Annotated in this window: 15 protein-coding genes and 1 pseudogene; 8 read left to right on the top strand and 8 right to left on the bottom strand. The window is 41.5% G+C overall.

Annotation, left to right across the window (positions count from 1 at the left end; translation table 11 throughout):
• Positions 1-18: 18 nt before the first annotated feature.
• Positions 19-249, bottom strand: a complete 231-nt coding sequence (locus tag V7K45_RS11360) for a hypothetical protein (protein ID WP_335003350.1) — start codon at positions 247-249, stop codon at positions 19-21.
• 150 nt (positions 250-399) lie between these two features.
• Between V7K45_RS11360 and V7K45_RS11355 the strand changes: the two genes are divergently transcribed.
• Positions 400-747 carry a GIY-YIG nuclease family protein gene (locus V7K45_RS11355; RefSeq protein WP_335003348.1) on the top strand — a complete coding sequence of 116 codons (348 nt, stop codon included), beginning with the start codon at positions 400-402 and terminating at the stop codon, positions 745-747.
• A 426-nt stretch (positions 748-1,173) separates the two neighbouring features.
• Complete coding sequence (locus V7K45_RS11350; protein WP_335003346.1) at positions 1,174-1,533, top strand: hypothetical protein; 360 nt, start codon at positions 1,174-1,176, stop codon at positions 1,531-1,533.
• Positions 1,534-1,639: 106 nt separating this feature from the next.
• Here V7K45_RS11350 and V7K45_RS11345 read toward each other — a convergent pair whose 3' ends face one another.
• From V7K45_RS11345 to V7K45_RS11325, 5 genes are all read right to left on the bottom strand, one after another.
• Positions 1,640-2,983 (bottom strand): FAD-dependent oxidoreductase, encoded by a 1,344-nt coding sequence (locus V7K45_RS11345; RefSeq protein ID WP_335003344.1) that lies wholly within the window; start codon positions 2,981-2,983, stop codon positions 1,640-1,642.
• A gap of 191 nt (positions 2,984-3,174) precedes the next feature.
• A complete protein-coding gene (locus V7K45_RS11340) occupies positions 3,175-5,196 on the bottom strand; it encodes a carotenoid oxygenase family protein (protein ID WP_335003342.1) in 2,022 nt (673 codons plus the stop codon).
• A gap of 399 nt (positions 5,197-5,595) precedes the next feature.
• The gene (locus tag V7K45_RS11335; RefSeq protein ID WP_335003340.1) at positions 5,596-10,956 is read right to left on the bottom strand and encodes an AAA family ATPase; all 5,361 of its coding nucleotides are present in this window, start codon (positions 10,954-10,956) and stop codon (positions 5,596-5,598) included.
• A 431-nt stretch (positions 10,957-11,387) separates the two neighbouring features.
• A complete protein-coding gene (locus V7K45_RS11330; protein WP_335003335.1) occupies positions 11,388-11,768 on the bottom strand; it encodes an endonuclease domain-containing protein in 381 nt (126 codons plus the stop codon).
• Between the two features lie 232 nt (positions 11,769-12,000).
• Positions 12,001-12,216 carry a hypothetical protein gene (locus V7K45_RS11325; protein WP_335003333.1) on the bottom strand — a complete coding sequence of 72 codons (216 nt, stop codon included), beginning with the start codon at positions 12,214-12,216 and terminating at the stop codon, positions 12,001-12,003.
• Between the two features lie 294 nt (positions 12,217-12,510).
• Between V7K45_RS11325 and V7K45_RS11320 the strand changes: the two genes are divergently transcribed.
• The 4 genes from V7K45_RS11320 (at position 12,511) to V7K45_RS11305 (ending at position 16,537) form a co-directional block, all read left to right on the top strand.
• Complete coding sequence (locus V7K45_RS11320) at positions 12,511-13,824, top strand: Tudor-knot domain-containing protein (protein WP_335003370.1); 1,314 nt, start codon at positions 12,511-12,513, stop codon at positions 13,822-13,824.
• Between the two features lie 331 nt (positions 13,825-14,155).
• The gene (locus V7K45_RS11315; protein WP_335003368.1) at positions 14,156-15,274 is read left to right on the top strand and encodes a phosphotransferase enzyme family protein; all 1,119 of its coding nucleotides are present in this window, start codon (positions 14,156-14,158) and stop codon (positions 15,272-15,274) included.
• Positions 15,271-15,810: a DOMON-like domain-containing protein gene (locus V7K45_RS11310; protein WP_335003331.1), complete on the top strand. Its 540-nt coding sequence runs from the start codon at positions 15,271-15,273 to the stop codon at positions 15,808-15,810. Before V7K45_RS11315 ends, V7K45_RS11310 begins: the two co-directional genes overlap by 4 nt.
• A 205-nt stretch (positions 15,811-16,015) precedes the next feature.
• Positions 16,016-16,537: a hypothetical protein gene (locus V7K45_RS11305; protein ID WP_335003329.1), complete on the top strand. Its 522-nt coding sequence runs from the start codon at positions 16,016-16,018 to the stop codon at positions 16,535-16,537.
• A gap of 19 nt (positions 16,538-16,556) precedes the next feature.
• Here the strand turns inward: V7K45_RS11305 and V7K45_RS11300 are convergent, their stop codons facing one another.
• Positions 16,557-16,919: a helix-turn-helix domain-containing protein gene (locus V7K45_RS11300; RefSeq protein WP_335003327.1), complete on the bottom strand. Its 363-nt coding sequence runs from the start codon at positions 16,917-16,919 to the stop codon at positions 16,557-16,559.
• Positions 16,920-17,174: 255 nt separating this feature from the next.
• A pseudogene (locus V7K45_RS11295) lies at positions 17,175-18,198 on the bottom strand (IS4 family transposase).
• A 132-nt stretch (positions 18,199-18,330) separates the two neighbouring features.
• On the opposite strand from V7K45_RS11295, the gene V7K45_RS11290 reads away from it, so the two are divergent.
• Complete coding sequence (locus V7K45_RS11290) at positions 18,331-18,570, top strand: hypothetical protein (protein ID WP_335003325.1); 240 nt, start codon at positions 18,331-18,333, stop codon at positions 18,568-18,570.
• Complete coding sequence (locus V7K45_RS11285) at positions 18,567-19,838, top strand: carbamoylphosphate synthase large subunit (RefSeq protein WP_335003323.1); 1,272 nt, start codon at positions 18,567-18,569, stop codon at positions 19,836-19,838. Before V7K45_RS11290 ends, V7K45_RS11285 begins: the two co-directional genes overlap by 4 nt.
• Positions 19,839-20,281: the final 443 nt, after the last annotated feature.

Raw genomic sequence — 20,281 nt, 5'->3', positions numbered from 1 at the left:
TGTAATTCAGTATATTGCTCATGCTTCTGTGTAAAAATAACTCTTTAATCTTCTTTTATCACAGAATAATACTATTTTGGAGATGTCTAAATACTGCTTTTGCGATGCCTGCGGCGGGCATAGCCATAGCACTTTCGATATTTCGGAGCGATTGTACTGATTAAAACAGGCGATCGCACTTTCGGGATTTCGGGGCGATCGCTTACAAAAGTCAAATAATGCACTGATGAAAACAGGCGATCGCTTCACTGGTCTTTGCCGATCTAAAGCTGACTGCTATTCAAGTTTTACAAGGATGCTGAAAATTTAGCAGGAGAGTGTTCCCTTCGACTTCGCTCAGGGAACACTTTGCTTAGGAAACACTTTTTCTAAATAGAAAGCGATCGCGCAAATCAATCTATGGCTTATATGTACATTCTTGAATGTGCTGATGGTAGTTACTACACGGGTAGTACAACCGATCTTGAGCGGCGGCTGTGGCAACATCAACAAGGTGAGGGCGCAAACCATACGGCAAAACGGTTGTCTGTAAAGCTAATTTTCTGTGAGTATTATCAGTGCGTAGTGGATGCTTTTGAGCGTGAGAAACAAGTGCAAGGTTGGAATCGAAAAAAGAAGCAAGCTCTAATTTCAGGGGATACAAATTTGTTGCATAAGTTAGCCGAGTGTCAAAATGAAACTCATTACAGTAGGTTGGCTAGCTTCGGTGGTGATGGCTTCGACACTTCGATACAAAACTCTCCCTGAGTTGTGCCGAGCGGACTTGTACTGAGCGAAGTCGAAGGGAGCGATTCATCTTGCAGGAACTTCCGCTTTCACGTTTCCGTGTTTCGCACAAGCTGTAGCAGTTTCCGCTTTGCTTGCAGGAACTTCCGCTTTAACGTTTCCGTGTTTTGCGCAAGCTGTAGCAACTTCTGCTTTGACGTTTCCGTGTTTCGCGCAAGCTGTAGCAACTTCTGCTTTAACGTTTCCGTGTTTTGTGCAAGCTGTAGCAGCTTCCGCTTTGATGTTAAACCAATTCGTAATTGGTAATTCAGAATTCGTAATTACTAATTAGTATAAAGCAAATAAATTTTAGGCTTTTTTAGAAAAATCAACAATTCCACGTATGACAACCTTTTTAACAATTGTCCACTATAGAGTTATGAGAAATTGAGAAAATGAGTATTAATTATGGGAAGGCGAAAACGCAATTCACGTACTCTTGGCAAAGCCGAACTACGTCTAGCAAGCGTTAAATCTATTAGTCAAACTCTCGATGTCGGAGAAGGGTTAACAGTTAAAGATTATACTGAAAAAATCGAAAGCGTGCGGCAATCTCTAGAAGCATACAATACCACACTCTCTACTATTGATGTTTTACTAACCCAGCTCGTCGAAAATGAACAGGAATTAGCAGACTATTCTGAGAAAATTTTGCGTGGTATCGCTTATAAATATGGTAATAATAGCCACGAATATCAGATGGCTGGAGGTACTCGTAAAAGCGATCGCAAACGTGCTGTGCGTCAAAGCGTGGTTTTGCCGACGTAAGTAGGCGCGATTAAACGCAAATTTCAAAGTCCATTTCAAAGTCCCTCTCTGTTGGGAGAGGGATTTAGGGTGAAAGCTCATTGATTTATGCAAGAAGTTTTTTAGACTAAAAGTTCTTCTCGACTAAACTTTTTGAATACTCCACAATAGTCTCAACCAATTCAAAATTCAATAAGCCTCCCACATAGAAAGTCTTGCGTTGACCTTGCATCGCTTCTAAGCGATCGTAAAATCCCGCTTGCATGACCTCTGAAGTAACGTGAGGAAAGTAAGGCCATTTATCGTAAGTGTAGTAATCATCATCTACTTGCACTCCCAAATTCTCTAATGTCTTTTGAATCCCTTGGAGAACATCTGTTTTAGTGATTTTTCCCTCACGATCTAGGCGAGTGTAAAAGGCAATCAGGTCATTGTCAGCAAACTGTTGAGCGATAAACCAGGGATTCCCCAACGCATTTAAAGGAACAACATTAGTTACCGGGGTTGGCATTTCCAGTTCGGGAATCAAATAGGTAATCAAACTATAGGGATTGAGAATAATCTGCTCAAATAGGTCTTTCTCTGCTGGCGACAAATCGAGAAAGGTGTTGAGAACATTCAACGTCAACGGACAAGCTAAAACCAGATAGTCAAATTCTAAAACTTCTTCATGGGTAACAATCTTGTCAAGAATCTGCTCCTGCTCGGTGAACCGCACTCGTGTAATTGCTCCACGCTTGATTTCCTTGATGTCAATATTTAAACGCACATTTATTCCCCAAGCAACACGCTCCCAGAAGCGTTGGAAACCATCAGTAAACCGTTTAGGCCAACCGCAGCGTATATCTGCACCGTAAGTAACTAAAGTCCAAAAGGTTTCTAGAGTCATGTATTTTAAGGCATAGGCAGCAGGGATTTCGTTTAAATAGCCATAGCCCATTGCGGTAATCGGAATTTCAAATAAAGTTGCTAGACATGACAAATTTTTCTCTGCTAACCACTGGGAAAAAGGTTGAGTGAGTTCGGGATGTTGACTGATACCGGCAAACCCAGGAACGGAAATAATTGGCTCTAACCAAAGACGCTCCCACCAATAGCGCCCAACGGCTGCCAAAAACGTTACTGGGTCAGTTCCCTCGGTAACGGCATTCATAATTGAGGTATAGGCAGGTTGTCCCGGTTGAGATTTAAAAGGGTTGTAGACTTGCCCTGGCCCTTCGCTGTAAAGTTGAGCGCCGACTTCTTCAGCCATTTTGAGGATTTCTTTGTAGGCAGGGGTGAGATAATTTGCTCCTAAGTCAAAGGAACGGGAATTGTAGGTAATAGAACAACACAATCCCCCTATTCGTCCAGCTTTTTCTAGGACAAGTACGTTGCGGTAGCCTTGCTTTTTCAAAAAGTAAGCCGTAGATAATCCGGCTGCTCCCGCCCCGACAATACAAATTCGTGCATCTTTAGATACTTTAGTCATAATAATCGTTCTTCCTAGTAGTAATGTGCCCTGATTTGAGAATGTTGTGATTAGTAGAAGGCAGTGTTTCGACTCCCTTCTCTACGAGAGGCTGCGCTCAGTGACCAGGCAGAAAGTAGAAACGTTACTGTTTCTCACATTCACGCTTTTAAAATCTCCTAATCTATATGCTCTTTGCTAGCTCGCAACTTCTACTGAAAATGCGGATAAACTGCTTCTGTGAATAATTGCTGAATGGCTGGCTGCTTAATTAACGATTCATAGTCTTGTCGCACGGGGATATCGTAATTAGCAGTGCGAGGTGCGATCGCAGATAACCAAGTAGTGTGCATTGTGAAGCCAAAATCCAGTTGGGGATGGCTCACTTTGCATATAGGCCCAGCCCCTAATCGATCGGCTTGGAAGATCCAAATTTCGTTGTTATTTCCCCCAAATACCGTACAGACGATATAGCCATCTGTAGAACTGCCATTGCTGTTCAATCTCGGTACAAACTGGGGTGAACTGATGAAGTAACCAGAGGGCGCATCATAAAAATCTGCCACCTCCATTTTGATCGTATCTATCCGAAACAAAGAAGAAGGGCGATTGTGGAATGCTTCTTCTCGTTGCATTAATTCTTTTAGTGGTACAGCCCGATAGGGATAGTCTTGGTACAAGTTGTAAATAAATTCAGTCAGCAGTTCTGGCCAAAAACCGAGGGATTGCCAATAAATATTATCAATCCGCTTAGGAGGCAATCCAGAAGCCAGCTTTTCTTGGCAAGCGTAGAACCCTATACCCCAATGACGGCGAGTATCGTAAATTACTTTGGCATCTTGAATATGACCTGTCTCGCCGTTTATTTGATAGCGACCCAGACGACCTACATCCATTTGCCCATTAGATAACATTCCTCCCAACCACAGAGGCGCAGATTTGGGAGAATCGAATTTTGAGATGTCATACTTGCGAACCCATTCGGCAATATCTGTGGCGCAGAGATGGGCTGCGTGCAAAGTGATTTGACCGTCGGGGTTTTCGTAATCGGTCAAAAAATGTACTGTTTCTAAAGAAATTACGGCTGGGCGGACTACCACAGTAGTTACATCTGCTTTGAGGTCAGCCCGACGCACGATGTAAATGGGAGAATTGGGCTGCTGCGATCGCGTCAGTAATCGTCGCAGTAGGCGCTCAGTTTCCAAACTATCGGGAATGGGATTATTCAGGATTTGTTCTGGGCCAATCTTCAAGGAAGTGTCCATCAGCACTACGTAATCTTTAGTAACAGCCAACTGATGGATGCTTTGTTCAATTCGCACCGGAGAACCATCCGGCAATATCAACTCCCACTGCTGGAGTTTACCGACACCATCCCACCGCATCAGACGAACAAAATCTGGCATAGCAGTTCCCAACAATTTCTCAATCCAGCCAATCAATAGTTGCGAGAAACTTTGAGAAAACTTCGAGAACATTCCCAAGGGAATCCGCAAAGGATTGTCGTCTAAAAGTTGAGCGATCGCACTTAGCAGTTGCTCTAGTTCCTGGGGTAGTTGTTCGAGGTCATAAATGAAACGCGCGCTTTCAAGAAAATTACTCAGCGATCGCCCATAGTTAACTAAGAAAACTTCGTTCGTATAACCATCAAAGGCTGGGTGAGACGTACTCAACACAGGGGGAAAAGGATAAGGAAAAGGTAGAAACGGTTTCCACTCAGTGTTACCTCCCACTGGGGTAACAATCTCTAAGCTATTGGTATCAATTTCGTAGGGACGACCAGCGTCATAGGTAATCATTAATCGCTCTTGGCTGTCTTTAGCCGTATTAAAGGCGAGAAAGGCAATATCTACCTCATCTCGCAAGCCCAAAGAAGGGGAGAAGCGTAACAACCCATGATCGCGAAATTGATGAGAGCGATAAGCAAAATTTTTAAAAGTTGCTTGATCGGCATAGAAGCAAGGTGTACATGCCAATTTTGTCTTGACAGTAACCTGTCCGTCTTGCCAATCGAAGCGGTAAATCATCCCATCACCGTTAAAAATGTGGGTTGCATTTGGATTGGGTAAACCCCCAGAAGCAACACTACCTACAGGAGCAATAATGAACGTATGTCCAGATAAATCTGTCGGTATATGCCCATAGATCGTATTCAGCGGTAAATTCGATAGTTCCTCGCGGCTGGCAGTCATTGCTGCCTCTGGAAATCGGGGTTCGGGAATTTTAGGATTCATTAATTGATACCCTGGTATTGCACTCTAATTTGGTGTTTTGCCTCAGGTATAACATTAGGTTTTAATTTAAAAGTTGAGTTTTTGCGCTCAAATGTCCAAACATCAGCTTTTTCAGGATTTTTGAATCCAACTATAAAGAGTGCTGAGTTGAAAGACCGTCTAAAAGGGACTACTGTATATACAAGTCTGAAATAGTTGAGAAATCACGGTTTTACCCCACCCTAACCCTCCCCGTATGTATTGGGGCTACAAGTGTATACACAAGTTCTTCTTACCCCCTCTAACTCCCCCTTGTAAAGGGGGAGAACCGGATATTTCCCCCCTTTACAAGGGGGGATTAAGGGGGGTAATTAATTACTGAGTTTCTTAATTTAGTCAGCAATCAGTATGGTAAATCCCTTAAAATTTAACTGCCTCAGTAAAAATTGATGCTATTTCTTTTCCCGGCTGACAGCGCTCAAGATACATCTGCGCGACTTGATCCCACGGGTTTTGCTGCAAACAATCTTGAAAATACTCGGCTGCTGCGGCAAATTCTTGGTGTTCGTAACACGCTAATGCTGACGCAAATACTTCTAAAGTAGCCGCTTTACCTGCATTCACTTTTGGGGGATCGGCTGCAAACACTTCATGAACAGTCACAGCATTCATTTTACCCTTCACCTTTACCTGACCAACTACACGAATACCATAGCGATCGCGATTTTGTAAGCGCTCAAAAGTTTGATCGGTAATTAAAAGTGGGGCGTTGAATGTTTTAGTCAATCCTTCGATTCGCGCTGCTAGATTAACCGCATCACTAATTACTGTGCTATCCATGCGATTCAACCCGCCAACTGTCCCCAAAATGAGCGAACCAGTATTAATCCCAATGCCAATTTGAATTGGTAAGTAACCCTTGGTTTGACGTTTTTCGTTGTAGGTTGTTAATGTCTGCAACATGGCAATTCCCGCCTGTACGGCATCATCGGCATCTCCTGCAAACAAGGCCATGATGGCATCACCAATATATTTGTCGATAAAGCCATTGTTTTCCAGAATGATTGGCTCCATGCGACTGAGATAGGAGTTAATAAATCGGAAGTTCTCGGCGGGAGTCATGCTTTCTGAAAGGGTGGTGAAGGCGCGAATGTCGGTAAATAAAACTGACATTTCTCGCTGCACCTGATCGCCTAATTGCACATCTATAATGCTTTGCTTATTGAGAAATTGCAGAAATTGACGCGGGACAAAGCGTTCATAAGCTTTGTTGAGTGCGGCTAAATCTGTATACAAACGGGCATTTTCAATGGAAATAGCTGCTTGTGCTGAAAGTAGGTTAAGCAACTCCAAGCGATCTGGGGTAAATGCTCCGGTTGTCAAGTTATTTTCTAAATAGACAATTCCTGCTAGCTTTCCTTGGTTAATTAAGGCAGTACACAAAATCGATCGCGGTTGGTATTGGCGAATGTAGGGGTCTTTGATGAATTCCCCAATCCCTACTGCTTCGTTGATGGCATCGTTTAGGACTACATTGGTTTTAGTGCGAATCACATAATTAACGATCGCAGTTGAAAGAATTTGGTTATCTTCAATACTGAGTGATTCCAATACCTGAATAGTATTTTCACCAACGGTTCCCTGAGCTTCAATTAGAAATTTACCCTTAGTTGACAACAGCAAAAATCCCCGTTGCGCCCCGGCATTTTCTATTAAAATTCGCATTAAGTTAGATAAAAGTTTATCTAGCTGAATTTCTTCGGAAAGGGTTTGAGAAGCTTTGATGACTGTCACCAAATCCAATGACTCTGAACGACTGGTACTTGTAAGACCTGTCGGGTTAGAAGTAGTGGTTGATAAAGTTGGGTTAACAGCTTTTTCTAGAATGCGCGTTAAGATTTGGGGATACTTGGCTTCTAAATCTTTTACCTTGGCGATCGCTCCCCACTGCAAATAAAGATAGCGGGCTTCTTGCAGATAAACTTGAGCAATCTTGGATTTGTTCTGGGCTAGGTAAAATTTGGCAGTTAATTCATTGGCGAGAGCCGCTTCATTCAAATATTGGTTTTCTTGGGCTAAGGCAATGGCGCGATCGTAACAGGCGATCGCCTGACTAGATTCGCCATGTACCCGATGCCATTCTGCTTCTACCAGCGCTAATTTATGGGTATAGTTGACAGGAGAAAATTTTGCCCAGACTTGCAATTTTTTTCGGCTTGCTGCTACTCGCTGGAGTAACTTTTGACGTTCTGCTGCACTGACACCAGAAGCTAAAACTAGTCGTGCTAATGAGTCATAAAAGTGAAACCATCCCACAATATATAAAGCCACAACTGCATCTAAATAAGGAATTGCTAAATCAGCATTTTTGACGGCTGTAGCATAATCTTCAAACCAATAATTTAGCGCTAATTGATTAGTATAAATATAAAAAATAGCTGTGCGGTAGTTACTCTCGATATGCTGGGCTAACATCGCCGTCGCATCATAAAATTCTCCCATCAACTGACAGGGATTAGCATTTTTGCCCTGTAAATTAGCAACTACTTGGCGATAAAGTTGAATGAGAACAAAAATCGGTTTTTTCTTAAACTGGTAAATTGCATCTGCGTAAATAGCTAAACATTCATCTAATTCAGCCAGATTTTGACCAGAAAAATAGCAATGCATAGAGGATGTATTCGCACAAAAGGCAGCGTATTCGGTATCACCCGTATCGCGCCCAACTTGAAATCCTGCTTGCAGTGAAGGAATAGTATTTTGGAGTGGTTCTTGCCAATGGCGAACAAAGGAATTAACTACAAATAAAGTTCTCGCTTGCAGATGCTTGGCATTAAAGCGGTCTAGCACTTTCAAAGCTAATTCACCAAATTTATATCCCCCTCGCAGATCCCCAACAACGCCACAGAGAATCAAACCATAGGTAGCGTAGGCAAAGGCTGATTCTGCCGCATTGCCGTATTTGGCGGATATTTCTACCTGTTTAAAGACCGTCAAGGGAAAAACATTTGGGGCTGCGAGATAGGTTGCCGAGGCAATACTTGCCAGGATGCGAATTGCCGCTAATTTTGTGGGATGGGTGAGTTTTGGCAAGTCAACTAAGGTGTGTACCTGCTTACCTGCCAAAGCAAGTTTAGTTTTTAGCAATCCCAGCATAATTTGCGATTGACCGGGGTTGCTAGCTAAGGGAATGCCCAGCAGTTGCAGAACTTGCAGACCGAGTTGAGAAGCTGCTAAGAGTCGATCGTGAGCGATCGCAGCTTGGATTTTAATGGCATAAACCTGCACCTGATCGACTGTACTGCGGGTCTTTTTTAGCACTTCATCTGTGAGTGCATCCATGCGTTCAAAGTCCCCACCCAGATAAGCAGCTTCGGCGGCGGCGGTGTGCAATGCCAAAGCCAGCTGATACTGCTGCCGCCAACAACTAGCTGCTAGGCTGTTAATCCCCATTGTCAGATAATCTAAGGCTGGCTGATAGGCTGCTGAGGCTTTGGCTTTGTTACCTGCTGTTAAGTTTAACTGAGCTAGTTTTTGCCGCTGTTGAGGGTCTGTAATTAGGTTGATGCCGAAATTCAGTTGGTTAACAATGTCAAAAATCTTTTCTTCTTGCTTTTGGGGAGTAATGCCTTGTAATAATAGTTGCCCAATCTGCAAGTGTACTGCCCGTTTTTGGTCAGTAGAAATCAGTGAATAGGCTGCTTGCTGGACGCGATCGTGCAGAAATTTGTAGACTACATCCAAATTTGTCAACGCTGTTACTTCTAGGTCGGCAACTTGCAAGAGTTGATAGTCATTACCTTGGGGTAAAATTAATCCGGTTTGCACGGCTTCCCAGAGTTGGGCGGCTACATCTGCAAGGGATTTTGAGCTAGCGATCGCCAAAGTATGCAAATCAAAAGAATTACCAATACAAGCTGCTAATTTTAAAGCTTCCTGGGTAGCTGCTGGCAGCTTTTGAATTTTCAGCGCCATCAACTCAACTACGTTATCGGTAATCTGGGCTGCCTGGATTTTTGTTAGTTGCCACTGCCATTGTCGCTGGGTGAAATTAAACTGGAGTAATTCTTCTGCATACAGCGACTTCAGAAATTCATTCATGAAGAAGGGATTGCCGTTAGTCTTCTGCTGAAGCAGTTCTGCTAAAGGAGTAATTTCTGCTGAATCGGCATTGTTAAGGGTATCGCTGAGGAGTTGTTGAATTTCGGGCAATGCTAAAGGCGTTAAGGTGAGTTCGTGAATAGCCACCCCTGCTTGTTCTAAAGATGCGATCGTTGTCCGCAGGGGATGGCTTTTATCTACTTCATTATCGCGATAAGCACCAATCAGCAACAGATATTGACTGTCTGCTTGACTAATTAACAACTGAATCAGCTGGAGTGATGCACTATCTGCCCATTGCAGGTCATCCAAGAACATCACTAAAGGATGTTCCTTTTGGGTAAAAACCTTAATGAAGTTTTGCAAGACCAAATTAAACCGAGTTTGCGCTTCCTTCGGCGATAGTTCTACAACAGGTGGCTGCTGACCAATAATCAATTCTACCTCTGCAATCACTTCGATAATCACCTGACCATTGACACCAAGAGCATCTAATAATTTTTTGCGCCAAATAGCAATTTCTGTTTCACTTGTAGTTAACAGTTGGCGAATTAAAGCTTGAAAGGCTTGAATTAAAGAACTGTAGGGAATGTTGCGTTGCAACTGGTCAAACTTCCCTGAGATAAAATATCCCCGTTGCTGGGTAATCGGTTTATAAATCTCTTGAACTAAGGCTGATTTGCCAATTCCAGAATAACCTGCAATCAGCATCACTTCGCTTTGACCGTGACTAGCTCGCTCAAAAGCTGCCAGCAAATTTGCCACTTCCGCCTCTCGTCCGTACAGTTTTTGAGGGATTTGAAATCTACCGGATCTATCTTGCTGTGCTAGTTCAAATAAGGAAATTTGCCCTGTAGTGTTCAACATCTCAAGGCATTGCTGTAAATCTGCCTTTAATCCAAAAGCACTTTGATAACGCGCTTCGGCAGTTTTTTCCAGCAACTTCATCACAATTTGCGAAAGTGCTGGCGGAATTTGAGGATTGATTCGATCGGGTGGAATCGGTTGTTTGGCAATATGGCTGTGAACCAGTTCTACAGGATCGTCGCTAATAAAAGGTAAATGTTGGGTTAATAGTTCGTAGAAAGTCACTCCCAAAGAGTAAAAATCGGTGCGATAATCAATCGAGCGATTCATCCGTCCTGTTTGTTCGGGAGAAATATAAGCGAGAGTCCCTTCTAAAACATTCAGATTTCGCAACGTGGGATTTTCCCGCGACAGTAAAGTGGCAATGCCAAAGTCAATTATTTTCGTTTGTTGAGTCGTGGGATTGAGAAGAATATTGGCAGGATTAATATCTTTATGAATAATCTGTTGCTGATGAATTTCTTCTAAAGCTGCCGCTACTTGCATAGCCAAGTGCAAAAAATCCTCTATCGGTAGAGGCGATTGATTGAGTAACCCACGCAGAGGTTGTCCGCCAAAATCTTCTAAAACTAAGACTAAGGTGTTTTGATACTTTTTCAAGTCGTAGGCTTGGATAATTCCAGGCACTTGAAAGCGGCGCGTGAGATCGTATTCAAGTTTAAACCGAGCGATCGCTTCTGGGGATGGGTATTCTTGCCACAGAACTTTCAGTACTACTGGTTGTCGATCTAACTCTCGATATCCTCGATAAACCTGAGAATTAGGGCTTGCGTGCAGTTCTGTCAGGACTTTATACCCTTCCAGTGCGATCATAGATTACTTAAGCGTTTGCTATATTGTTAAGGCCTATTCAGTATAAATTATTCACCTTACAAGTGAACAGAGATTAGCCGAATGCTACAGTTTACCAACTATGAGTAGATTAGACGAAAGCGATCGCTTAATGCATATAACGGGAGTCAGCAAATTGTGTCTGCAATTTTCCCGGAAATTGCGCTTACAGTCGAACAAGTGTTAGCTGCGGGTAATGTTGGTTAGAAAATAGTGATGCTTAGAGGATGTTTTAAAAGTGGTTGGCTGTGATTTTAATAGAATGATTACCCCCTTTAATCCCCCCTTATAAAGGGGAGAAACCGGAAAATAATCTAGTTCCCTCCCCTTTGCAAGTAAGCTTTGCCCTAGTGAATGCAAGCCCTCCAAGGGAAAAAAAGAAATCTAGTTCCCTCCCCTTTGCAAGGGGAGGGTTAGGGTGGGGTAATCTTCCGCAATTGACAAACCGTTTGTGCAATGATTGCGATCGCACCTTCCAACTCTTGATAAACCTGTTGATTTGTAAACCTCAAAAAACAAGTCCCTTTAGATTCAAGAAAACATTGTCGTTCATAATCATAAACCTGCACTCCTTCTTGAAAATGGCTATCACCATCAATTTCTATAGCAAGTTTTAATTCAGGACAATAAAAATCCACAACAAATACATCAATACTGTACTGTCTACGAAATTTACACCCATAAATTTGCCGATTTTTCAACTTTTCCCACACAATCTTTTCAGCAGATGGCATATTATTACGGAGCGATCGTCTTTTTTCTTTCTCCGAGGTTTTGTTATAAAGCTCTGTCATAACATCTTGATTTTTGGTAATTCTAAATTACCCCCCTCAATCCCCCCTTGCAAAGGGGGGGAAGTAGGAATACACTTTTCTTTTCTTAGCAAAGTTACGGTGTAGACACAAGTGAAATTACCCCCCTCAATCCCCCCTTGCAAAGGGGGGAAGCCGGAAATTTAGTTCCCTCCCCTTTGCAAGGGGAGGGTTAGGGTGGGGTATTTTTAATGCTCTGTTAAATAACAACATATTACTGAGCAAAGATAAAAATATTTTTCCCTGTAGCGACTTCCGTCATCCCTGTAGCGACTTCCGTCATCCCTGTAGTGACTTCCGTCATCCCTGTAGTGACTTCCGTCATCCCTGTAGCGACTTCCGTCTTCCCTGTAGTGACTTCCGTCATCCCTGTAGCGACTTCCGTCTTCCCTGTAGTGACTTCCGTCATCCCTGTAGTGACTTCCGTCATCCCTGTAGTGACTTCCGCCTTGACATTATGAGAAACAGACTTATATTACAGCATCTTCCCTTAAATAAAATAAGCTTTTGAGGCACAGTACTGCTGTACTTCAACAATAAATGTATGCCAGAGATGCGATCGCCTGGGCAATATATTTAAGTGTAACCTCTGTTACTAACATCGTTATTTTATGGTCAGGCCGGGGAACTCTATAAATACGTTTCAGTAATTGCCCAGCGCTGAACAGATATGGGCTGCTCTGAACCGTGTTGTAACGATATTATGAGTTTTGAGGATCGGCTGATGGATAAATCAATTATTCAGTTGGTTGACGAGTTACCGACTGACAATATTACTGTCAAAGTTTTAAAGGCTCTTGATTATGTAGCACCAGGTGAATGGAGCAATTTGACGGGGTTTGACAATAATATCCGCACCATTACTGGAGAAACCGATGCTAAGGTAATTCAAAAAATCCGCGATCGCGCTGCTAGTTTATACATAGATCCTCAAAAAGGCTACCAGTTTGCCATCAAACTTTATCAAACAATTGATAAGGCAGACACAGCAATGGCGGCGGCGGCTTTAGCGAATAAAGTTAGTGAAAAAATCGGCTTTCTCTCTTTTTTAGGCAACATTACTCCCAAAGCCGATGTCACTCAATCCATTGACTTGGCACTAAAAATCGCCGTCGAAATCATTGCCTTTTGCAAACTAAACGGCATTCCTCAACCTAATCCCCAAGAGTTTGCTAATTCCCTGACTAACAACTATCAAAATGCATCCCTAATGCGGATGGTAGCTTTAGTTTGTCTAGATGGAATTCTGCCCTTGGGCCCTGACTTTCTCAGCAAAATTCACGGAGTTATTAGTGGCACTGATGCTGGCGCAATAACTCAAAATCCGGTTTTCTTAGCCGTTAATAACTTTCTTCCAGGCAGTAATCCTTCTGATAAAGTTGGTTTTATCAGTCAGGGTTTCAACTCCGTGCAAGGCTGGATGAATAATTTAGTATCCAAGACGGGCATAACCCCGCAATCAATTTCTAGTAATTTGGGTAATTTTATTCAGATTGCTGATGATAATTTAGATATAGTTGCAGCATTCCTAGATCAAACTACCAATTACTACGAGCATACAGGAATTCAAACTGTCGCTCGCAGTTTGATTTTGCAAGCATACACTCTAGTAAAAGAGGAAATCAAACAAGAGGAACAAAAGCCGATTCAAGATGTTTCATCTGCCGTTAAATCAGATAAATCAGATCGGAATCAGTATGAAGTAAGCAAAACAGTAGAAGTCTGGGATGATGATGAGGAGGATTGGTATCAGGGAACCATTGAGAAAATCCAAGATGACCAGTTCTTTATTCATTACCTTGGTTACGGTTCATCTTATGACGAGTGGGTAGGCGAAGATGACATTCGGACTCGCGATCTTCGCTCTACTGATGAAAATGGCTATGCAGTAGGTCAAAAGGTAAAATGTTGGGATGATGACCAAGAGGCTTGGTATTCCGCAACAATTCAGCAAATTCAAGGCCAGCAATACTATCTTCACTACGTTGGTTACGATTCATCTTATGACGAGTGGGTTGATAGCGATGAGATTTCCTAACTGTTGAGTTAGCAGGGGGTTGACGAGAATTGCAACCCGCAGATTCCCGACTTTTTTGAAAAGTCGGGGATCTTGTTTTTCACGAATGGATTCAAGATTGTTCTAGTGCTTTGAAAAATTCATAATTGACAGTTTGGTAATCAATTACGAATTACGAACTTGTACTGAGCTTGTCCTGAGCGTAGTCGAAGGGCGTAGCCGTTGGCGCAGCCTCTCGTAGAGAAGTATTACGAATTACGAATTACGAATTACAAATTATCTTGATACTTGCGCTACGATATCCCCTATTGCTTTCGTGCAATGTACGTGAGGAGTAGTAGAGATGAAACAGATGATAGAAGAATTAAATATACACGGTACAGAAAATCTAGTGGCGATCGCTAACCAATTCGCCCAACTGGGAAAGGTTACAGGCGTTAAACCATTTGGCAGTGGTAATATAAATGACACTTTTTTAGCAACTCAAGATTCCTCAAAAGAAAAACATTTTGTCCTGCAACGCATTAACACACAGGTGTTTCGTAAGCCACAACTGATTATGCAGAATATGCGTACCTTAACTGAACACGTTCAAAAAAGGTTGCAGGATACACCCCTGAATCGTCGCTGGGAAGTGCCACGCGTACTGTTGACCGAAAACGCTCAAGACCACTGTAAGGATGCAGATGGCTCATTTTGGCGGGCAATCAGCTTTATTCAAGGCTCCCAGTCCTTTGATAGTATGCGCGATCGCTCACACGCGAAAGAAATCGGTTATGCCTTGGGAATGTTCCATAATCTGATCAGCGATTTGCCAGCAGAAAAACTAGCTGACACTCTCGAAGGCTTCCATATTACACCGTTTTATCTCCAGCATTACGAGGAAGTTTTGCCGAAAACTAGTGTGCGTCAATCTTCGGAAGTTAATTATTGCTTACAGTTTGTTAGCGATCGCCAAGCCTTTGCACATATCCTAGAAAATGCCAAAGCTGAAGGCAAGCTACCCCTACGTCTGATGCACGGCGATCCAAAAATCAATAACGTGATGTTCGACATTGTTACCCAACAAGCCGTCAGCGTCATCGACCTAGACACCGTGAAACCTGGTCTGGTACATTACGATATTGGTGATTGCCTGCGATCGGGTTGCAATCCTGCTGGCGAAGAAACCGAGAATTGGGAAAGTATTTATTTCGATACCGATCTGTGTCAAGAAATTCTCCGGGGTTATCTCGCTGTAGCTAAGGCATTTCTGACCGAGAATGATTATGCATACATATATGATGCCATCCGTCTAATTACTTTTGAACTAGGACTGAGATTTTTTGCTGATTATTTAGCAGGGAATGTCTACTTCAAAGTTAAGCACCCAGAACATAACTTAGCAAGAGCGATCGTCCAGTTTAAGCTGACTGAAAGTATTGAATCTCAAGAAACGCAGATTCGCCAAATTATTAAAGATATGAAATGAACAAGCAGACATTTTCCCTGCAACCCTTCTCCTCTACCGAGTCTTTTCCTCATTTGAAAATTACAGGCAATATCTCTCGAAATGCTAATCAACTTGCCATCTGCTACAACCTTGGAGGTGATTTAAAAGAAATTGCAATTGTTCCACCATCAAATGCACCATCACGCAAGTACGAATTGTGGGAAGACACTTGCTTTGAATTCTTCCTTGGCATCAAAGATTCTGCACGGTATTGGGAATTTAACCTCTCCCCCGCCGGACACTGGAATGTCTATCATTTTGATGGGTATCGTCAAGGGATGCAAGAGGAAACAGCTTTTGAAAAGCTACCATTTAGTGTTCAGAATCAAGTTGACAGTTTAGGACTTGTGTTGGATGTAAATTTGGATAAAATCGTCTTGGCAAACCAAGGCATTGAAATTAGCATTACTACAGTTATCAAACATATAAATGGCGAGATTACTTACTGGGCGTTAACTCATCGAGGCGCGGAGGCTGACTTTCATCTACGAGATAGTTTTATTACTGAATTGTGAGTTATACCTCACTTGAATTGGGAATAATAGGATAAGCTAAAATCTCAAAACTTAGTCTTTAAATTTACTCCTTATGTTTGCTAATAAAAAGCTTATTCCTAATCTTGTTTCTAATATTGGACAAGTAGAAAAACAAACTCTGGAAGCTATGCGTGATGGAAGAATTTAACAAGAGCCAGCAATTACTGACAGATTATTAGGAGTTATGGAACATGTACTGAATTATAAAACTATAGCAGGAGTGAGATGGACTGTTAAGACACTTACAGATAGAGGACGAGGAAGCCAAGAAAATGAATTTGGTGCTGACTTCTTAGCTGCATTGGAGCTTGAAATTGAGGGTTATCAAATTGCAAAAGGATTTTTAGCCCAGTCGAAGCGTATTGAACCAAGTCAGACTTTTAGTAGGCAAGAATTTTCTCGACTTCAAGAACAATGTAGTAAGATGTTATCACATTCCTCAGCCTCTTTTGTTTTTCTCTATTCTCAGCAATCGGGTATTGTTGTTGTTCCTGCGATGGAAATTATTACAGCAAGATATTGTAACCCCCATGAACTTATAAGCAAACCTATGAAAAAGTTTTATCAAGAACACTTCGAGTGCTTTATTGGAGATCAAAAAATTTGCAGTGCAAACCCCCAAGCTTTGGAAGAATTACGTAATCTACGTAATCGTTATGAAGCAAACCGATTGGTTATGCTTTATGGTTATAGTGAGCCTGTTTAACTGACTTTATTTGACAGAACTAGAGGAACACCTTTGAATCGCAGTTTATTGTCCAACGACCAAAATTATACCCATACTCTAGTGGTTCTTTTTCAATTATTTCTAATAATAAATCCTCATATTCTTTAGTAACTTTGCGGAAGTTACCTTCTCTTCTTCCATCTAAAAAACTTTCTAGGTTGTCTGGATCGCCGTGAACTGCCCAATATGCTACCGTTGGATATGCAATGTCTAAAAACTTACTAATTTCCTGATAAGTTTTTCCATTATTCATTAATAATAAAATCAATATTTTTTCTCTTACGTATGGATTCTCATGCTCTTTTAGGGTTTTTAGTAACCGTTCCTTCTGCTCTTTAGAAAGATGGTTTTTTGCTGGCATAGGTGGCTGATGCTAGGTTAATTACTTAGCTTTATTATATAATCAAGCTGCGTAACAACTTAACACCTTCATGCTTATTGTTTTATCAGATGAACAATCATTTAGTATTCATGTTATTTTAGGATAATAAATAAACTAATTTACTTCTTTCGTTTGATAGAGTTAATTAAAAGATAAGTAAGATATCAGAAATGTTGAATCCTAATACAAAACTTTACATATTTAGTTACACTAACTTTAAAAAGCCTAAAATAGTCAACATGACATCATCTCCTCAAACCAATGAACATAACTGATTTTCTGACACATACAAGATTGTAAATAGCGGAATTTATCTAATAGCGTATGTCCCCATTGTTGTGGGATAGATAATATCTGTAAAATTAGATAAGCTATTAAACTAACGTAAATTTGTATGGTGATACCATTAACATTTTTGGTAATTAACTTGTCAAGTTTTAAGTGCATCTTTAAAAATTTCCACAACAATTCAACTCCCCAACGTAATCGATAAATATCCCTGATTTCATCATCACTAACGGCAGACTCTCCTGATGCTGGTAAATTAGTTACCTTATCGTTACTCAGTTTTCGTTTCTAAATCACAAAAATTAATCACCCTATAAGCTTGAGCATCATCAGATGCACCAACTTTAATTAATCCAGTTTGCTCCTGGAATTCTAACTTCCAGTTATTTTTTATCCGCAAAACAAAGTATTTGTTTTCTTGGACTAATTCTTGGATAAATTTTAATCCGGCAAAACCTCTATCCATTACACCAACAGCATTAGTTGGTAGGCTAGACATCATTTGTGAACCAAATTTATAGTCATGGTCATGCCCAAAGTTGATGAAGTTATCTTCGGGACTTCCAGTAGCTAAATTTAGAGAACTAAAAAGTTTTACTTGATGATGACCTAGCACCCATAATAACTTACTGGTGAGAGTAATAATTGTGGAATCGATTGGACAAATTGCGTATTTATTATGTAATTTCTTCGGAAATTTATTCTGTACTAATTCATTTAGTTTTTGGTAAATTTCTTGAAAGGGTTTTTGGCTTCGATGTAAGTTTGCTTTGGAGAAAGTAGAAATATCTACCTCAAATCCTGTATTGTTTAGTCTGGTAAATAAATCTCGCATACTTGTTAAGCTATTATCCATCACATAAGATAGCCAGCACTCAAAGAACAGACGACTGTTCAATACTGGATAATCGTTTTTTGGCAGTCTTCTCAAGATATCTTTAACAATCTTGGGAAATGAATTTATAATCACTATCAAATAGATATACTTTAATTTTCCGCCCAAAATTTAACATATTTTGGGCTGTTTTTATCGGATTTTTCTTAACATTCAACACTTTTGGTAAGATATATAAATAAAAGTCAATTATCAAATATTAGCCTTATGCAAAAAAAATATAGCAATTTTCAGGCTATAAAATCTAGTAAAACAAAACAATTGCAACTGATTTACAAACAAAATCAACCAAAAGATAGATTCATTTCACCGAAGTTTGCCCAAGCCTTAGCTGCAATTACTAAAGAAATTGCCTTTGACCAAGACAGGATGCTGCTGGCAGGAGTGCAGACAGAAGATGTATCTGTCCAATTGTTTGAGGATGCGGTTTCTGGGAGGGCTAAATGAACTCAAAATATAACTTTCAATACTTTCAAGGGAGTTCTCTTTCCGATCTGTTTGCTGAAGATATTACAGATGCATCTTATGGGTTTATCCTCAATTACCCTGCAACTGCTAGTTGGGCTGCTTATCCCAACCTGGAAAAATATTTTATTCAAGATGGCAGTAGTGAAGCCACCAAAACCTCCTTTGACAAGATTTGCCAAAAGGAACCTTGGAAAATTTTAGCTGTATTAGGCGATCGCATTCCAGGAATTGCGATTAATCCGCCGCCAAAGTCTCTGCTTGCATACTGGCAAGAGCATTTTGGCTTCAGCTACTCCAATAGGTTGATCATGGATCGCTTAACTTATCTGGACGATCTCAGCCACAGCGAACGCTTTGACAAACTCATCACTTTATTTCCCTTCGATCGTCTAAAACCTGAAAAACACGCTATTGATTCAGACACACATTACCGCTTACTCAGCAAAGTAACCCTAGCCGAACTGGGGGTGCAATGTCCAAAATACGAGACTTACGATTTGCACAGCTGTAATTTAGAAGACATTCATTTACCACAATTTCCCTACTTAATTAAAACGTCCCACGGACTCTCAGGGGAAGGCACTTATATCATCAAAAGCCTCAACGATCTGAACTACTGCTTTGAGGAAATCAGGAAATACCTCAATATTAAGTTGCTCGATAGGATTATTGTCTCGGAGTTCGTCAAGAATGAGGTGCAGAATTACTGCGTACAGTTTTATGTCAACAAAACGGGAGAGATAACCCTCATTGGCACTACCAGTCAACTCGTCACTCCAGAAGGTAATTATTTAGGGGGACTGATTGACTACCGCAACACTGACATGAGCAAGTTCTTTGAGATGATTGCCGCCATTGGTCAGTATGCTTACAAACAAGGTTATTTCGGCGTGATTGGGTTCGATGTGCTAGAAGATCGAGACGGACAATTTTATGCGATCGATGCCAATTTTCGAGTTAATGGATCGACTCCGTTATGCTTGCAGCGTCATACCCTACTGGGACTGGGAAAGGAAGTTGCTAAATATTCTAGTAGCTACCGCATGGAAGGTACGTTGGATTCAATTTTAGTCACCTTAAAACCAGAACTAGATCGCAAGGACTTAATCGTTCTGTCGGCTTTAGAGAGGGTCAAATACGGAAAAATCTACACCGAAATTTATGCGATCGTGACCGGAGAAACTATCCAGGAAATGCAGCATATCGAGCATAAATTACAGAATAAGGGATTACAATGGCTCCCTTAAACAGATTGGGAAGCAGGGGGGCAGAGGAGCAGGGGAGCAGGGGGGAGAAAACAGAAAAGGGATTAACCTCACTGTTGAGCTAGCTTCCTGTAGGGTACGAGAACCACTTATTAAACCTTGATTTCTCACAAGTGAGAAATCAAGGAGTGTGGGAGGTGTGGGAGGATGGGGAAGAAGTCTTACCCCCCACACTCCCCACACTCCCCACACTCCCCACACTCCTCTTCTCCCTCTGCCTATACTATACGTGAGAAATCCGGGTTAAAAAGTGGATGGACTCAGCCCCATGTTCCGCTCTGATTCACGGCAGCAGATAAAGAGGTCTTTTCCCCCTGCCCCCTGCCCCTCTGCCTCTCTGCCCCTCTGCTCCATCAAACGCCTGAAGCTTGTGAGAAATGCGGGAGTCTTAAAAGTCTAGAAAATGCTTATATCTACTTCTTGTG

The organism is Nostoc sp., assembly GCF_036917375.1.
Lineage (GTDB): Bacteria > Cyanobacteriota > Cyanobacteriia > Cyanobacteriales > Nostocaceae > Nostoc.
Note: the sequence above shows the minus strand (reverse complement) of the source record. Positions and strands in the feature narration are given on the sequence as shown.

Coding starts and splice junctions, on each gene's coding strand:
- V7K45_RS11355 (WP_335003348.1), top strand. CDS start 400: ATGGCTTATATGTACATTCTTGAATGTGCTGATGGTAGTTACTACACG.
- V7K45_RS11350 (WP_335003346.1), top strand. CDS start 1,174: ATGGGAAGGCGAAAACGCAATTCACGTACTCTTGGCAAAGCCGAACTA.
- V7K45_RS11345 (WP_335003344.1), bottom strand. CDS start 2,983: ATGACTAAAGTATCTAAAGATGCACGAATTTGTATTGTCGGGGCGGGA.
- V7K45_RS11340 (WP_335003342.1), bottom strand. CDS start 5,196: ATGAATCCTAAAATTCCCGAACCCCGATTTCCAGAGGCAGCAATGACT.
- V7K45_RS11335 (WP_335003340.1), bottom strand. CDS start 10,956: ATGATCGCACTGGAAGGGTATAAAGTCCTGACAGAACTGCACGCAAGC.
- V7K45_RS11330 (WP_335003335.1), bottom strand. CDS start 11,768: ATGACAGAGCTTTATAACAAAACCTCGGAGAAAGAAAAAAGACGATCG.
- V7K45_RS11325 (WP_335003333.1), bottom strand. CDS start 12,216: ATGACGGAAGTCACTACAGGGATGACGGAAGTCACTACAGGGAAGACG.
- V7K45_RS11320 (WP_335003370.1), top strand. CDS start 12,511: ATGGATAAATCAATTATTCAGTTGGTTGACGAGTTACCGACTGACAAT.
- V7K45_RS11315 (WP_335003368.1), top strand. CDS start 14,156: ATGATAGAAGAATTAAATATACACGGTACAGAAAATCTAGTGGCGATC.
- V7K45_RS11310 (WP_335003331.1), top strand. CDS start 15,271: ATGAACAAGCAGACATTTTCCCTGCAACCCTTCTCCTCTACCGAGTCT.
- V7K45_RS11305 (WP_335003329.1), top strand. CDS start 16,016: ATGGAACATGTACTGAATTATAAAACTATAGCAGGAGTGAGATGGACT.
- V7K45_RS11300 (WP_335003327.1), bottom strand. CDS start 16,919: ATGCCAGCAAAAAACCATCTTTCTAAAGAGCAGAAGGAACGGTTACTA.
- V7K45_RS11290 (WP_335003325.1), top strand. CDS start 18,331: ATGCAAAAAAAATATAGCAATTTTCAGGCTATAAAATCTAGTAAAACA.
- V7K45_RS11285 (WP_335003323.1), top strand. CDS start 18,567: ATGAACTCAAAATATAACTTTCAATACTTTCAAGGGAGTTCTCTTTCC.